Source organism: Stenotrophomonas sp. 86156_Sma (genome assembly GCF_056481625.1).
Genome location: NZ_CM151157.1, coordinates 2560676 through 2576624, shown reverse-complemented (window position 1 = coordinate 2576624; position 15949 = coordinate 2560676). Strand labels below are relative to the sequence as shown.

At 57.7% G+C, this 15949-nt stretch carries 11 protein-coding genes; all 11 read right to left on the bottom strand.

Annotated features, from left to right (window positions below; all coding sequences use genetic code 11):
• Positions 1 to 50: 50 nt before the first annotated feature.
• The 11 genes from ACZK33_RS12060 to ACZK33_RS12010 all read right to left on the bottom strand — a co-directional run bounded on the left by ACZK33_RS12060 (position 51) and on the right by ACZK33_RS12010 (position 15348).
• Positions 51 to 2702 carry an excinuclease ABC subunit UvrA gene (locus tag ACZK33_RS12060; RefSeq protein WP_478453370.1) on the bottom strand — a complete coding sequence of 884 codons (2652 nt, stop codon included), beginning with the start codon at positions 2700 to 2702 and terminating at the stop codon, positions 51 to 53.
• Between the two features lie 41 nt (positions 2703 to 2743).
• Positions 2744 to 4072, bottom strand: coding sequence for a replication-associated recombination protein A (locus tag ACZK33_RS12055; protein WP_180855143.1), 1329 nt, complete (start codon positions 4070 to 4072; stop codon positions 2744 to 2746).
• A 54-nt stretch (positions 4073 to 4126) separates the two neighbouring features.
• Positions 4127 to 5431, bottom strand: a complete 1305-nt coding sequence (locus tag ACZK33_RS12050; protein ID WP_180855145.1) for an NAD(P)/FAD-dependent oxidoreductase — start codon at positions 5429 to 5431, stop codon at positions 4127 to 4129.
• 15 nt (positions 5432 to 5446) lie between these two features.
• Positions 5447 to 6277: an S-formylglutathione hydrolase gene (fghA, locus tag ACZK33_RS12045; RefSeq protein WP_180855147.1), complete on the bottom strand. Its 831-nt coding sequence runs from the start codon at positions 6275 to 6277 to the stop codon at positions 5447 to 5449.
• A gap of 68 nt (positions 6278 to 6345) precedes the next feature.
• Positions 6346 to 7674 (bottom strand): DUF3422 family protein, encoded by a 1329-nt coding sequence (locus ACZK33_RS12040; protein ID WP_180855149.1) that lies wholly within the window; start codon positions 7672 to 7674, stop codon positions 6346 to 6348.
• A 504-nt stretch (positions 7675 to 8178) separates the two neighbouring features.
• Positions 8179 to 8454 (bottom strand): formaldehyde-responsive transcriptional repressor FrmR, encoded by a 276-nt coding sequence (gene frmR, locus ACZK33_RS12035; protein WP_017354484.1) that lies wholly within the window; start codon positions 8452 to 8454, stop codon positions 8179 to 8181.
• Between the two features lie 212 nt (positions 8455 to 8666).
• Complete coding sequence (gene uvrB / locus ACZK33_RS12030; protein ID WP_180855151.1) at positions 8667 to 10646, bottom strand: excinuclease ABC subunit UvrB; 1980 nt, start codon at positions 10644 to 10646, stop codon at positions 8667 to 8669.
• A 233-nt stretch (positions 10647 to 10879) separates the two neighbouring features.
• Positions 10880 to 11803 (bottom strand): bestrophin family protein, encoded by a 924-nt coding sequence (locus ACZK33_RS12025; RefSeq protein ID WP_258014416.1) that lies wholly within the window; start codon positions 11801 to 11803, stop codon positions 10880 to 10882.
• Between the two features lie 120 nt (positions 11804 to 11923).
• The gene (locus tag ACZK33_RS12020) at positions 11924 to 12370 is read right to left on the bottom strand and encodes a sensor histidine kinase (protein WP_478453367.1); all 447 of its coding nucleotides are present in this window, start codon (positions 12368 to 12370) and stop codon (positions 11924 to 11926) included.
• Between the two features lie 14 nt (positions 12371 to 12384).
• Positions 12385 to 13941: a cache domain-containing protein gene (locus tag ACZK33_RS12015; protein WP_478453365.1), complete on the bottom strand. Its 1557-nt coding sequence runs from the start codon at positions 13939 to 13941 to the stop codon at positions 12385 to 12387.
• A gap of 9 nt (positions 13942 to 13950) precedes the next feature.
• The gene (locus ACZK33_RS12010; protein ID WP_099596072.1) at positions 13951 to 15348 is read right to left on the bottom strand and encodes a sigma-54-dependent transcriptional regulator; all 1398 of its coding nucleotides are present in this window, start codon (positions 15346 to 15348) and stop codon (positions 13951 to 13953) included.
• Between the last annotated feature and the right edge of the window lie 601 nt (positions 15349 to 15949).

Genomic DNA, 15949 nt, shown 5'->3' with positions numbered 1-15949 from the left:
TGGCCGCCATGAGCGCCAGGGACGCTCATGGTGGCCAAAAGAGCGTCGGGTCAACCCGCGCGGGCGAGTTCCTCAGCCAAGAAGGGGGCGGTACGGCTTCTCTTCACGCGAGCGACCTGTTTTGGAGTTCCTGCCGCCACGATCTGCCCGCCCGCATCACCGGCACCTGGACCCACGTCGATTACCCAATCCGCCTGAGCAACGGCACGCATGTCGTGCTCAATCATGACCACCGTATTGCCGGCATCAACGAGCCGCTGGAGCTGCACAAGCAGCCTATCCGCGTCCGAGGCATGGAGGCCCGTAGTGGGTTCATCCAGGACATACAGTGTCCGCCCGCGCTGGCTCCGTTGAAGCTCTGTGGCCAGCTTGATGCGCTGCGCTTCACCACCCGATAGCTCGGTAGCCGGCTGGCCCAGTCGAAGGTATCCAAGACCAATCTCCTTCAGCAACTGAAGTGGGCGAGCGATCGCGTCCTCATCGCCAAAGAATTCACGTGCATCGTCGACAGTCATCCGCAGAACGTCTGCAATGTTCTTACCGTTCCAAAGCACCTTCAGCGTAGCTTCGTTGTATCGCGCACCGTGGCACGTTGGGCACGGTGCATAGACGCTAGGCATAAACAGCAGCTCGACGCTCACGAATCCCTCCCCTTCGCACGTCTCACAACGTCCCTTGGCCACGTTGAAGGAGAATCGACCTGCGTCGTAACGTCGACGCCGCGCATCTGCTGTTGCGGCAAACAGCTTTCGAACATGATCGAAAAGGCCGGTGTAAGTCGCGAGATTCGATCGCGGCGTCCGTCCGATTGGCTTCTGATCAACCTGGACGAGACGCTGAATAGCATCGACATCTCCGCCGAGGTGTCCCCCTGTCGTCTCGATGACGGTTGGCCCGTCTGCTGCCCCCGTTTCCACCGCGTCGTCTTCAGGCTCGTGGCCAAGTTGAAGCATCATCAACTCCGGCAACGCTTGGGCGACGAGGCTGGACTTGCCCGATCCCGAAATCCCGGTCACCGCGGTGAGGATGCCCAGAGGTATCTTCGCATCAATGCGCTTCAGGTTGTGACGCTGGATGCCCTGAAGTTCCAGCCAACCACTCGCTTGACGCTCTTGGCCACTAGGGGGCGGGACCTTGTCAAAGAGGTACAACGCGGTACGTGACTCGTCGATGTCACGAAGACCATCCGGCTCTCCGCTGTAGAGCACTTTGCCGCCCCGCTCTCCCGCCTCAGGCCCAACATCCACCAACCACTGGGCACGGCGCATCAGCTCCAGATCGTGCTCCACAACAAATACGGAATTACCACCGTCGCGGAGGCGGTCCAAGGCGTCATAGAGAGCCTGGCTGTCGGAGGGATGAAGACCTGCCGACGGCTCGTCCAACACGTACACCACGCCAAAGAGCAGCGAGCTCAACTGCGTGGCGAGTCTCAATCGCTGCAGCTCGCCAGCGGACAATGTCGGCGTAGCGCGATCCAAAGTTAGATAGCCAAGCCCAAGGCCACGCAACTGACTGATTCGGCTCATCACTCCACTAGCGAGGCGCTGCGCGGCCAGGCGCTTCTCCTCCGACAGCGCTGAGGTGCGGCGGACGTCAGGAGACACCGCGTGGACCGCCCGCCCACTGGCCGCCCTATCGGCGCGATCACGACGGGTGGCTTCCTTGTTCGCCTTGCCCCCGCCAGCATGAGCACTGAAGTCTCCTCGAGAAATGGGCTCGAGCAGGGACGCCAGTTGGTCAAGAGGCATCTGCATGAATTGACCAATGTCCACACCCGCAAATGTCACTGACAGCGACTCTGCCTTAAGCCGCTTGCCATGGCACGTGGGACAAAGCTTACCCTCCATGTATCGCGATACGCGGCGCCTCATCAGGGCACTTTGCGTGTTAGCAAACGTGTGCAGGACATACCTACGGGCGCCAGTGAAGGTTCCCATGTAGCTCGGCTCAGTTTTACGCTTCAGGGCCGCACGCGTCTCCGCCGGCGTGAACCCAGCATAGACCGGCACAGTGGGCGACTCCTCGGTAAACAGAATCCAATCGCGGTCCTTCTTGGGAAGGTCCTTCCAAGGCCTATCAATGTCGTAGCCCAGCGTCACCAGAATGTCGCGAAGGTTCTGCCCGTGCCATGCAGGTGGCCACGAAGCAATGGCACGCTCACGGATGCTCAGCTTTGGATCCGGCACCATGAGGGCCTCTGTCACCTCGTACACATGGCCAAGGCCATGGCAGGTCGCGCATGCGCCCTGGGGAGTATTGGGTGAGAAGTCCTCGGCATAAAGCATAGGCTGATCAGCCGGATATGCTCCCGCGCGGGAATACATCATACGAATGAGGCTGGATAGCGTGGTGACGCTACCCACCGAAGATCGCGCATTGCTGGCACCACGCTGCTGCTGCAGCGCTACTGCCGGCGGGAGTCCATCGATGGAGTCAACATCAGGGACGCCTGCCTGATCGATTAGGCGTCGAGCATAGGGAGCAACGGACTCAAAGTACCTCCTTTGAGCTTCCGCATAGATTGTCCCGAATGCAAGAGATGACTTCCCGGAACCGGATACACCGGAAAAGACGACCAGTGCGTTGCGAGGAATTGAGACATCAACGTCTCTAAGGTTGTTCTCACGCGCACCGCGCACCTCTACAAGGCCGCTTGCTGCGACACTGCAGGAAGCTTCACCGAACGTGGCGTTTGGCATGTGCATCTCTCTGTAGGTTGTAGACGTTAAGTTCAGCTGGATCACTGGCCGGAAGAGGGTTCGGCTTCGGTTTGCGATGCCTCTTCATCCAAGGCTCGCTGCCATGCCTGTCTCTCAGCCAAGGCGCGCTCAGCTCCCCGATCAGTGGGCCGATACCAGTTCGGCCTCTCCACACCCTCCGGCAGGTACGTCTGTCCAGCTGCGTAGCCGTCTGGCTCATGATGCGCGTAGCGATATGCTTGTCGATACCCCATCTGCCTCATAAGCTTCGCTGGAGCATTCCGAAGATGCATGGGAACTGGCAATGATCCGTGCTCCTTGACGAAGGCCCTTGCTAGATCCCAAGCGGCATAGGACGCATTCGACTTGGGGGAGAGCGCCAGATAGGTCGCAGCCTGGGCCAAGACAATTTCACCTTCAGGAGAGCCAAGTCGCTCATACGCCTGCGCAGCATGGATGGCCAAGTGCAGAGCGCCCGGATCAGCATTTCCGATATCTTCGCTTGCCATAACAATCATTCGACGTGTGACCTGGCTCACGTCCCCGCCCCCATCCAGAATGCGCGCTAGCCAGTAGAGGGAGGCGTCGGGGTCAGAGCCACGCAGTGATTTGTGAAACGCGGAGAGCTGCCAATAGAACTCGTCCCCGCCCTTATCGAATCGGCGCAGTGACGGGCTAGTGGAGCGCTTGGCAAACTCAAGATCCACCTCTTCCACCCGCTTCTCAGAGGCCGCAGTTGAGACCTGCTCGAGAAGGTTCAGGAATCTGCGGCCATCACCATCAGCGAAGCCCTTCAGCAGCTGCAATGCGGGATCGGAGAGGTCAACGCCTCGCAAGTGAGGTCTGGCGCGTTCGTAGAGCTTCTCAAGATCTGCGTCAGAGAGAGGCTCAAGTGTGTACACCTGCGCGCGCGAAAGCAGCGCCGAGTTAACGGCCAGTCCTGGATGCTCTGTTGTGCCACCCACCAGTGTGAGTAGCCCTGACTCAACGTGAGGTAGCAGCGCATCCTGCTGGGCCTTGTTGAACCGGTGAATTTCGTCGACGAAAAGTACCGTGGAGCGACCGCGTACGTCGAGTTCGGCCCGCGCATCATCAATGGCCTGCCTGATGTCCTTTACCCCGGCAAGTACGGCGGAGATCGCAATGAAGTGACTGTCAGTCACCATCGCTGCGAGGCGCCCCAGGGTGGTCTTACCGACGCCCGGGGGGCCCCACATGATGAAGGAGTGCAGACTTCTTGCTTCAAAGGCAAGACGCAAAGGCTTCCCTGGCCCCAGCAGGTGCTGCTGCCCAACGAACTCGTCGAGAGACTTCGGTCGTAGCAGTTCGGCCAGTGGTGCCCTTGGTTTCGCTGTGAATAGATCTGCCAAGGTGTTCTCCTTCGGGAAGTCAGTTGCGAGTATGCATTCGGAGCTTCTTGGCCCCTATTTCAGCTTCCCATCCAATGAGCCGCTTGTGGCATTGCCTGCTTTATCACGGAGGATGATGCGAGCTCCTCTGTATCCAACGCTGTGATTCCATACCCAGCTCATTGCGACGCTCAGGCGATTTCGCACTCCGATAAGGAAGTAGATGTGAGCGAGCTTCCAGATCCACCATGCGATTCCTCCGCTCAGCTTTAGCTTCCCCATATCGATTACTGCAAGGCTGCGTCCAATCGTGGCGAGGTTGCCTTGGTGCCGGTACTTGAACGCAGCGGTCCTCCGCGCCCCTGTTATCAGCCCTTCAATCTGGCCCGCGACGTACTTGCCTTGTTGCTTGGCCGCAGGCGCGATTCCAGGAACGGTCTTTCCGTCCGCAGTGGCTGATGAAGCAGTGTCCCCAATCACGAAGATGTTGGGGGAACCAGGCACCGTTAGATCAGGGCCGACGATTGCGCGCCCCGCCCGATCTGATTCGGTGTCGAGCCAACGTGCGGCTGGAGACGCCTGAACTCCGGCTGCCCAGACGATTGTGGATGCCGCCAGCTTCTTGCCATTGAGCATCACCCCATCAGAGGCGCACTCTGTGACAGGTGCCCCCAACAAAACTGATACCCCAAGCTTCTCGAGGGCGCGCCTCGTGTACTCGGAGAGCTTTTCAGGAAAGACGGGAAGCAGCCGCGGACCCGCCTCAATGAGAAATACCCGGGTTTTGCTGGGATCAACTGACCGAAAGTCATCCTGCAGCGTGCCTCGCGCCAGCTCCGCGATGGTTCCGGCAAGCTCGACACCTGTAGGCCCACCACCAATGATCACAAAGGTTTGAAGGGCTTCTCGAACCTCGGGATCATTGCAGAGCTCCGCTTGTTCGAACGCGCTCAGGATCCTGCCTCGAATGGTTGTTGCATCCTCCAGGCTCTTCAGGCCTGGAGCGTACTTCGACCATTCGTCATGCCCAAAGTAGGCATGTGTCGCTCCCGTAGCGAGCACAAGGGTGTCGTAAGGGTATCGAGTGCCGTCCTGAAGGATCACTTGGCGGGCAGCTTTATCCACACCCTCGACCTCCGCCATGAGGGTCCTCACCTCGGGGCGGTCACGGAACAGATAGCGGATCGGCCATGCAATCTCCGACGGTGACAGTGACGCACCAGCTACCTGGTAGAGCAGCGGCTGGAACAAGTGATAGTTCCGCCGGTCAATGATTGTTACATCGACATCCACTCCTTCAAGGTGCGTGGCGGCCTCCAGTCCGCCGAAGCCCGCCCCAACGATCACAACTTGATGACGATTTCTGGAGGTCTTGATCACGGCAGCACTCCTTGGTTAGGTGTTCAGCGCCGATGCGTGGTGCTTGAGATGATCGGCAATGAAGCTGGAGATGAAGTAGTAGCTATGGTCGTAACCATCGCGAAGGTTCAGCGAGAGCGGATGATTCACTTTGGCGCATGCATCTTGAAGCAGTTCGGGGCGGAGCTGATTCTGCAAGAAATCATCGCTGAGCCCTTGATCCACCAGCAGGGGCAGGCGCTCCTTTGCATCTGCGATCAGCTCCACGGCGTCATACTGCCGCCACTGCTCCTGATCTCCCCCCAGGTAGGCCGAAAACGCCTTCTGGCCCCAAGGAACCTGAGTAGGTGCCACGATCGGAGAGAAGGCGGATACGCTGCGATAGCGACCTGGGTTTCGCAAAGCGATGACCAAGGCACCGTGGCCGCCCATTGAGTGGCCGCTAATTGAGCGAGCCTGGCTAACAGGGAAGTTCTTCTCAACGAGAGCAGGCAGCTCACTTACAACGTAGTCATACATGCGGTAGTGGTCAGACCACGGTGCCTCGGTGGCATTAACGTAGAACCCTGCGCCTTGGCCGAGATCGTAAGCCGGATCATCCGCGACGGACTCTCCGCGCGGACTTGTATCCGGAGCAACGATGGCAATGCCATGCTCAGCAGCGAGCTGCTGCACTGCAGACTTGGTGATGAAGTTCTGCTCTGTGCACGTCAGGCCCGAGAGCCAGTAGAGAACAGGTACCGGGCCGCTGGACGCCTGCGGAGGGAGATAGACTCCAACCTTCATGGTGCAGCCAAGGCTGGATGATTCATGCTGGTAGACGTCTTGCCATCCACCGAAGCTTGCGTGACGCTCAATGCGTTCCATTGTTCTTTCCTCAGAATTGAATTTGATAGGCCATCTATCGCGAATCGAATGTGGCCTTAAGCCAGGCTTTAGGCCTTGTCTTCGATAGCCGAGTCACCGTGTGCATGCCTGATCCTTCGGACAATCCACCAAATCAGCAGCAATACAGCGGGAACCAAGATCGCAGTGACGGTTGCTGCGATGTCATGCGTCCCAGGCAAACCCTTGAGCAGGTATGCGAGAAGACTTACGACGTAGTACGAGATGGCGGCCACCGACAAACCTTCCACCGTCTGCTGCAGGCGCAGCTGAACCTTCGCCCGATCATTCATGGACGCCAGTAGATCGCGGTTCTGCCGCTCGAGCTCAACATCAATCCACGACCGAAGAAGCGAGATCGAGCGCGTCAACTTGTCTGAGAGCTTGCCCTGCCGCTCCTTCACGGACTGGCAAGTTCGCATGGCCGGTGCAATTCTTCGATACAAGAAGTCCGCCCAGGTGCTATAGCCGGCAACTTGATCCTCGGCCAACGCATCGAGTCGCTCTTCAACAATTTCGTAGTAAGCCCGACTTGCACCAAACCTATAGAGATTTGCCGCGGCGTCCGCCTCCAACTCTGCAGCCAGGCTGGTCAAATCCGAGAGGAGTACGTCACTGTCACGACGTCCACCGGAGGCCCTGCGCATCTCTTCAGTAATTGCAGCCAGACGCGCCTCCATGCGACGAAGATTCGACGTCATGGAGCGAGTCAGCGGTAGCGCTAGCAGGGCAAGCGTTCGGTATGTCTCGACCTCGAGCAGTCGTTGCGCCAGCGCTCCTGCCCGCGCCGGAGTCAGGTCACGATCAAGGATGAGCATGTGGGTTAGCCCTTCCTCGTCTTGCCGGAAGTCGGTCACAATGGCCGCGGCACCGTTCTCAACCAGCGAATAGCAGCGGCTGACGGGATCAAAGCAATCTATTTCCTTCTCCGCCTCCGCGGTCCAAGGCAAAAGCCTGACGCTAACAGCCGAGATCACGGGTCCTGGCGGCTTGAATCCCTGTCTAAACGGGTTGTCCCCACAAGGCTCACCTGTTTCTGAGCTCAGTGGTGCGCTCCAGAGGTAGGAAGAGAACTCAGTGTGCTTCTCGCAGTGCAGATCACCCTCATTCCACGTAAGCGCGTGATGAGGTGTGGTGTGATCCTCGACTGCAGCCCCCATACGACCTGACAGATCGTCAATCGCGGCACGATCTCGACTCATGTCCCCTTCTGTCATGAAGGAGAGCTGGAGAAGGCTTCGCGGAGACTGGGTGAGCAGGTGCGGTCGCGCATGGACTTCCTCAACGGCGGCGCGGCGGTCCGCGTGCGCCGGCATCCCATATACGTAGCCTTCCGCTGGCGTGCCTGCAGCTTGGCTCAGGCCGGATGGGTCATTCATACATAGCCTCAAGAATGGATGATCTTCTAAACACCGCTCACGGGAGGCCTATCACTTGCTTGTGCGATAGCTCAGCGAAAGGCCGCGTGGTGGAACCGGCTCTGGTGTAGGGCGGTAGTGGGAGCCACAACAAGCGGGGAGGACAGCACCGCATAGATCGCAGGCCCTTGCTCTCCCACCTTCCAAGCCAGGCGCGGACCGCATGGGGGCCGCAACGAGGCTGGAAGCTCACTTCAATGGGCCTGCCATGACTCAGTCAGATGCCGAAGTCAACGACGCCGGCCGAGAATGCCCGCTCCAAGAAATACAGACAGGCGCAACTCGACTGACATCATCCAGCATGCCCTGGAGCCTCCTGGAAAGGCCTCAACGTCCTAGTCGTGACGCCCTAACCCACGAAGGGGCTAGGAATGGCGGGTTCTACTTGAAAAAGAAGTAGTTCGGACACCCATAGATTGCCTCCTCTACTTAGTACTAGCGCCATCAAGCAATGCTGCGAACTGACTAACGGAGATAGGAGCGGACAATAGAGATGGTCTCGTCAATCGACTTCCTCTGAGAGTCGGTGTGCGTGTCGCTATGCGGGAACTCTTCACGCAGATAGCTCTCCAGAACCGTCGCCATCAAACCATTGACCGCCCCGCGCACAGCAGCAAGCTGCTGAAGTACTGCAGCACATTCCGCCCCGCTCTCCAGAGCCTGCTCCAATGCAGCCACCTGTCCGCTGATCCGACGTACACGGGTAAGGGCCTGCTTTTTCTCCCGAGGGCTGTGAGGCATTGCGCACCTGTACGTATCACATGAGGGAACGATACTATACTCCCCGATAGTATGCAAGCTAGCAATCTGGGAGGGTCTTTTGCTCCGTTGACTCAGTCTGCACCTGATTTCGAGCCGCCGCCAGAGGCCAGTGACAGGCCCCTCTCGCCCCACCCGCACACCAGAAAAGGCGGGCTCCTGCAGGAGCCACGCCCCACCACTCGAAAGAGTGGTTACATGTAGATGAATTGGCGGTATAGCTTGTCTAGCTCCAGCCTGACGAACTCGATCTCCTCCTCGTCCCCGGCATCAGAGAGCTCCAGAAGCTGTCGCTCCTTTGATGTAATTCGATCACAGAGATCTTTTAGGTTGGCGCAGAACTCCGCTGAATGGGCTTGCGACCGGTCAGGGCGAGCCTCTGTTGATCCCAACATTCCGCGAGACGTTGACGGGGTGATGCCGAACTCCTCATTGAACGCGATCTGATGCTGTCGCCTGTCATCAGTCTCAGAAATGGCCTGCCGCATCGCACTGGTGATCGTATCGGCATACATGATCGCCTTACCGCGCGAGTTTCTTGCGGCTCGTCCAATCATCTGAATGAGGGCCTGGCTCGACCGAAGGAAGCCCGCCTGGTCCGCATCAACGATAGCGACCAGAGAGGCCTCAGGAATATCGAGTCCCTCTCTCAGCAGACTGATGCCCACTAGCACATCGAACTCGCCAGCCCTCAGCCCATTGATGATCTCAACTCGATCCTCTGCCTTGATATCCGAGTGCATGTACTTCGCACGCACCCCTTGATCCTCGAGGAACTCGCACAGCTCCTCAGCAGACACCTTTGTCAGCGTGGTCACCAAGACCCTGTCGCCCTCTCGTACACAACGGGCGATCTCTGACAGAAGATCGCGCCTGTAGCCCTCCCTCGGCCTCACCTCTACCAGCGGATCGAGCAAGCCAGTGGGCCTGATGAGCTGGTCAATCAATCTTCCCTTGGATCTACCAATCTCATAGGCCCCAGGCGTAGCCGAAACGAAGATCGTCTGAGGCTTGATGGCTTCAAACTCAGAGAAGCTAAGCGGTCTGTTGTTCATCGCCGAAGGTAGACGGAACCCGTACTCGATTAGAGTCTCCTTCCTGCTCTGATCGCTCCTGAACATTGCCGCGATCTGAGGAACCATGACGTGCGACTCGTCAACAAATAGCAGGCCATCCTTCGGGAGGTAGTCCATGAGCGTCGTCGGCCTAGCTCCTGACGGCTTTGAGTTCAGGTAACTGGAGTAGTTCTCCATGCCAGAGCAATAGCCCAGCTCCCTCATCATCTCCACGTCGTTCGTGATCTTCTCGTAAAGCCTATTTGCCTCAACGATTCGACCAGATGCGTTGAGCTCCGCCACCCTGGCCTCCAGATCCTTGAGGATGGACTTCGTAGCCTCATTGATTTCTGTTTTGGGGCTTGCGAAAAGAGTCTTTGGAGAAACGAGGTAGCGCGTCTCATCGCCAAGCTTCTTCCCTGTAATCGCATCAATCCAGGTGAGCGACTGCACTCGCCCCTCATCCGTGAGCTCTACTCTAATTGCCTTGTACTCAGAGTCGGCGGGAAAAATATCGACCACATCGCCAGACACACGGAACGTGCCACGCTTCAGGGTCCGCTCAGTCCTGTCGTACTGAAGCGATGCAAGCCGACGCAGGAAGTCCCTCTGATCCAGCTCGATTCCAAGCGCAAGCTCAACCTGCAGATCCCGGTAGCTCTGTGGGTCCCCGAGTCCATAGATTGAGGACACCGAAGCGACAACAATCACGTCTCTACGCTCTATCAGAGACTTCGTAGTCGATAGTCGAAGCCTCTCAAGGTGATCATTGATGGCTGAGTCTTTCTGGATGTAACGATCGCTACCTGGGATATAGACCTCTGGCTGGAAGAAGTCGTAGTAGGAAACGAAATACTCCACGGCATTCTCGGGGAACAGCGCCTTCATCTCCCCGTAGAGCTGAGCAGTCAACGTCTTGTTTGGCGCAAGAATGAGCGTGGGTCGCTTCAGCCGATGGATCACATTGGCCATCGTGAAGGTCTTCCCTGACCCTGTAATTCCCTTCAAGGTCTGATGTGTTGCTCCCTCCTCGATGCCAGCAATTAGCCTGGCAATCGCTTCGGGTTGATCCCCGGCCGGCGTATGATCCGAATGCATTACGAACATATCTGTTGACATCACTTACGCTCCTACTGGCTCATTCTTGATCGTTAGAGGAACTATTCCCGTCTCACAGATTCCATCCCATATGTGCGAACGGAATCAAGGGGGCTGTACGAATGCTATCTTTGGGCGAGTTCCTTTCAGGTGAGCTTGGCAATCCATGCCTGACTAGCGCTAGAGCATGAGCTGGCACATCGTTACATGCCGGAGCGGCCTCAGAAGTGCACCCACCGCCCTCCGATCACGCCTCACCCCTCCCTACCTGGCTGCTGTACCGACTCGTGATCGACCGCAGTCAGAGCCAGCGTAGACATTAGCTCTGTCTCGATCGTCCTCTGCATTGAGTAGATCGGGAGCGCGTTCGGTGCGGCACTGAATGGCTCCTCCAGCTGACGGCCCAGCGCATCCAGACCAAAAAACGTGTACGCCACAATGAGTACCGGTAGAAAGGTCCACCACCCCAACGTTCCTGCCAGCGCAAAAGGAAGCGTTGTGCAGAATACGATCGCAGTCCGGTGAAGCAGCAGCGAATACGAGAATGGAATCGGAGTATTGAGTATCCTCTCGCACCCACCCTGGATACGAGCCAAGCTGGCAAGCTGCTTATCCAGCACCGAGTACTGAATCGAGTCGATCCTTCCCTCATGAGCCAGATGGGCAAGCTTCAAGCCAATGCCCTGGAGCACAGCGTCCGTCGGATTCGGGCCTTGTGATGCTTTGCCAATATCCCACCAAGGTGCGATCGCATGGGCTTCGTCGGCCCGGCGCAGTCGAGAATAGAGGCCAGCACTGAAGCCACACAGGCCTCGCAGGATCTGTGCTCGGCTGTTTGGATCGAGCAGGGTCGTCTGTCGGGCTATCGAACGACACGCTATGACCAGGTCGCCCCAAAGGTGCCTCGCCTCCCACCATCTGGAATAGCAAGCGTTGTTTCGAAAGCTCATGAATACGGAAAGTGCGATGCCAATGAGCGTGAACGGAACGGCACTGAAGCGAGCAAAGATTCCTGGATGCTCCGTTGATGCGAGCACCGCTCCTGCGGTCACAATGCTAATCAGTAGTAGATGCAATGCGATCCTGGGCAGGATGGTACCCCTGACAGCAAACGCAACGTCCCACAACGTCGGCTGCCTTCGCATTCTCGTTTCAACATCTGGGAGACGGTGTGTCATGCCAACCTCTGATTCATTGATCGACTGCTGGCGTCGATACGGCCAAGCAACAAATTCCTTTCACTTGAGTTCGAAATGCGAATGACATCACGCCGTTCGCATGACACTGCTACAGCAGGTCTAAAGCAGTTCATCGTCGGCAGCCTCGGGCATCCATAGTTCAATGACGGTCCCTGTCAGGCCGGTTCTCTCTACAGACAGGCTGCCACCGTGGCGGTTGGCAAGCATCTGACTGATGGAAAGACCCAGCCCGGTACCTTGACGATGTTTGGTCGTAAAGAATGGCTCAAAAATTCGGACCAGAATGTCCTGAGGAATGCCGCTTCCAGTATCTGATACTCGCAAAGCGACGCCAGGGTGACCATGAACGTCGTCAACGTCCAACGTCGCCAATCCCAGCGTTCCACCCTTCTGCATCACATAGATTGCATTGATCATGAGGTTCACAAGAATTTGCTGCAGCTCGCCCCGATTGCCCGCTACGAGCCGTGTGGACAGGAAGTTCTCCTCTATCTTCACGGGATGGCGCTTGATGAGGTGTTGAATCAGGGGCAGCGTCTCCAACATCAGCGTGGCAGGCTCTAGCAGCTCACTATGACCGGAGTACTCACTGGGCTTGGAGAACTGCAGCAACTTGGAATGGCGCTGATACGCCCAATCTGATCCTCAATGAGGTCAATCTCTTCTCCAAACCGCTGACCCTCGGGCTCCCTGATCGAGTCACGCAGAAGCTCGAGGTTCCCCTGCATGACGGCAAGCGGATTGTTGATCTCGTGCGCTATTCCTGCTGCGATCTCGCCAATTGTTGCCAGCTTCTCAGTGACAATCAGGTGCTGGGTCGTCTCTTCCAACCGTCTATTGGCTAGTGCGAGACCAGCAGTTCGCTCCTCCACCCTGGAATTGAGCTCCTCGTTCCAGGCGACCAGCTGTCGTTCCTTCTCTTCCAGCTGACAGAGCAGTTGGTCCAAGTGCGAAGCGACACGTCCGATTTCATCATTGGATGCCCCTGCTCCGGAGCGAGCACTGCGGTCACCCGCCTTGACCCGTCCAATTGCCTGATCCATTCGCTCAAGTGGCTTGAACACGCCGCGAGCGATGTGCAGAAAAAGGGGTACGGTGATGACTGCAACAAGCAGGCAACCGAACACGATCGCTCCGATGGAATTTCGACGGGCCGTGGTGAATGGTTCCTCCAGAAAGCCCACGAAGAGCATACCAATGGGTACACCCCGGCCATTGAGAATGGGCATATAGCCGGCGATGTACCAATCATTGACTACGTAGGCTCTTGCCTGCCAGGTCTTTCCCTGGCCCAGCACAGCCTCGGCCACTTCAGAAGACACCCGGGTCCCCGACGCCGGGTTCCCTCCCGCCAACAACGCATTGGTGCTGATGCGGGTATCACCAAGGAAGATGGAGGCTATCCCTGTTGCGCCAGTACGCAGGGCCTTATCTCGGTAGACAAGATCAGTGATCTGCTTGATGAATTCGGTGTTGTGGTTCAGCAGAGTACCCGCAATCAAGACGCCGACCTGATTGTTTGGCAGTGCAACCGGCGTTGCAGCTTGAATCATTAGGCCCCGCTTCTCACTCTGGGCCGAATCGACAGGATTCCTTGCGTTATGCGGACGAATGACCTCGGCCCGTGCGGCGAGCTTTGGGGAGATCTCCATCAGATCGTCCCGGCTTACCACCCCCACCTCCACGCTGGACGCTCCCTTCAGGGCCTTTTCGATGACTGACCAGTCCAAGTCAAGCTCAGCTGGCGAGGCCGGCTCGCTACTAGCCAACAAGCGACCGTTTGAATCCAACAGTGCGATGAAGTCTAGTGAACCACCTTGGGCTTTCGACGCCAGTAGGCTGCCAAGCTCTGCATTCTTGTTGACCCCCTGGCTAATGACGCCATGGAAGCTCTGCGAATCAGCAATCGCAGCCAGCGTCGCGCGGTCGTTGACGAGCAGCTGGTTCATGTACTGTCCCGCAACTTTCAGGTCCCCGCCAACCTTCGAGGCGAGCAGTCGGTCGAAGCGCAAATCCCATTGGTAGATGAGTCCGCCGACGATAGCCGGCAGGATCACAAACATTGGAAGGATCGCGATTAGAAGCAGGCGGAAGCGAACTGAGCGCGCTCGGTTCATTGCAGATTCCTAGGCTGATACATTCCAACTGGAGCACTTACGATCAATCGTCTTTCGCGATATGCCCAAGATCGTGGCCGCTCTTTCGCGATCTCCGCCAGTCTCACGAAGCACTGCAAGGATGTGCCTGCGCTCGACCTCCGAGAGCAGCCGGCTTCGTGGGTCAGAGAGTGACTCCAACCGCTCAAGCTGAGTCGGAAAGTGTCCGAGTATCAGGCTACGCTCAACGTAGTTGTGAAGCTCGCGGACGTTCCCGGGCCACGAGTAGCTCTGAAGATATGCCCGGGTCCTTTCGTCGATCGGAATCGGTTGAAGGCCAAGCTGCAGCCCCAGCTCACGCATGAAGCCCGCCGCCAGCTCCAACACATCAGCGCCGCGGTCATGAAGGCGAGGAAGCGACACCTCGAGAACGTTGATGCGATAGTAGAGATCCGACCGGAATGTTCCATTCTTCACTTCCGCAACCAAATTCTTGTTGGTTGAGAAGATGAATCTGACATCGATCGGAATCTCCCGATCTGCGCCAACTGGTCGTATCCGTCTATCTTCAAGCATCCTTAGCAGCTTTCCTTGGAGAGCCAAGGGAAGATCAGCGACTTCGTCAAACAGCAATGTTCCGCCTTCTGCATAGGCGACCAGTCCTTGGCGAGACGAGTTCGCTCCACTGAACGTTCCTTTGAGACTCCCGAACAGTTCAACGTCAATCAACTCGCTGGGAACAGCTGCACAATTTATTGGAATGAAAGGATGAGATGCCCGAGCGGACAACGCGTGCAGCGATCTTGCGGCAACCTCCTTTCCAGAGCCGGATTCTCCAGTGAACAGCACGCTACTGGGCAGTGGTGCGACCTTCGCGATCAGATCCTTGGTGGCCTGAATCGCACGCGAGCTACCTGTGAGCCTGTCTCGAAGCGCAGCTGGTGCACCGGAGCCATGTAGCTCGTGACGGAGAATGGCATTCTCGCGCCGTAGGCGACCGCGTTCCAGGCAGCGCGATATAGCGGCCAGCAACTGATTGGTTCTGAAAGGCTTGAGAAGAAAATCAGCCGCTCCCGCGCGGATAGCGCCGATAGCGGAATCCAAGTCTGCGTACGCAGTAATCAGAATGAAGTCGGCCAAGACCCCTCCCCTGCGCTGGTCCTCCAGCCACGCGATGCCACTCTTCCCTGGCAACACGTTGTCCACAATCACGATGTCAAAGTGGCGCTCCGTCAGATGCTGCTCCGCTTCAATGGTGTCAGCTGCAGCTTCCACAGCTTTGCATCGCGGTCGCAAGGCGCGAACCAAGAAGCTACGCATGCCAGGTTCGTCGTCAACGATCAGTATCGATGAGCGCGCAAGGTCCGGCCAAGCAAGATCGCCGTTTGCGCGCTCTTCGGAAGATTGGTTGGCGCTCTTTGGCGTCATGTTTCCCTCAGTACAAGTGAAGCGTGGCTAGTTCCGTCGATTCGTGGTCGAGTTCATTTCGATCTCTCGACCGCTAGATGACGGGTGACATATCGAACAAAACACCCCCTCTCACGACGTAGGACGTTGTGCACCAAAGGCCAGTCTTAGACGTTCAATGCTGTCGACCTCAGTCATATGCCAATCCGGAATTCTTGCCCTACGAGCCTCGTATCGACCTCTTGGTGGCCAAACGGACCGGGGGACTCCTCGCCATATTGCCCAGAGCGCCAATGGCCTCCGTGCCCCTCCAAGCCCCTCGGCGGTCGGCCGCCACGGGAGGCTGGAGAAGTCTCGCTCCCTTCGAGCGGATCATTACGCCAATTCGGCCATATGGGAAGCGCTGGGTGCGCGTTGTCCCCGCCTCGGCCGGAGCCACGCAGCGCGGCCAAGCGCGGGCGAGTCGATCCGCCTTGCAAGAAGGTCCAGGCCCTACCGCTCGCCTACCGGCATAGAGATGCCTATGCTCCAGGGTCGTCTCCCATTTGCGCGGCTCGCGGGCAGATGTATCGTGGCTTTGGGCTCTCTGAGTCTCCGACCGACTGATGGTTGCTCTTCCCCT

Bases quoted from the DNA above. Each gene is read 5' to 3' on its own strand.
- ACZK33_RS12020 (WP_478453367.1), bottom strand. From the start codon at position 12,370: ATGTTGGAGACGCTGCCCCTGATTCAACACCTCATCAAGCGCCATCCC.
- uvrB (WP_180855151.1), bottom strand. From the start codon at position 10,646: ATGTCAACAGATATGTTCGTAATGCATTCGGATCATACGCCGGCCGGG.
- ACZK33_RS12025 (WP_258014416.1), bottom strand. From the start codon at position 11,803: ATGACACACCGTCTCCCAGATGTTGAAACGAGAATGCGAAGGCAGCCG.
- ACZK33_RS12040 (WP_180855149.1), bottom strand. From the start codon at position 7,674: ATGAATGACCCATCCGGCCTGAGCCAAGCTGCAGGCACGCCAGCGGAA.
- fghA (WP_180855147.1), bottom strand. From the start codon at position 6,277: ATGGAACGCATTGAGCGTCACGCAAGCTTCGGTGGATGGCAAGACGTC.
- frmR (WP_017354484.1), bottom strand. From the start codon at position 8,454: ATGCCTCACAGCCCTCGGGAGAAAAAGCAGGCCCTTACCCGTGTACGT.
- ACZK33_RS12060 (WP_478453370.1), bottom strand. From the start codon at position 2,702: ATGCCAAACGCCACGTTCGGTGAAGCTTCCTGCAGTGTCGCAGCAAGC.
- ACZK33_RS12015 (WP_478453365.1), bottom strand. From the start codon at position 13,941: ATGAACCGAGCGCGCTCAGTTCGCTTCCGCCTGCTTCTAATCGCGATC.
- ACZK33_RS12010 (WP_099596072.1), bottom strand. From the start codon at position 15,348: ATGACGCCAAAGAGCGCCAACCAATCTTCCGAAGAGCGCGCAAACGGC.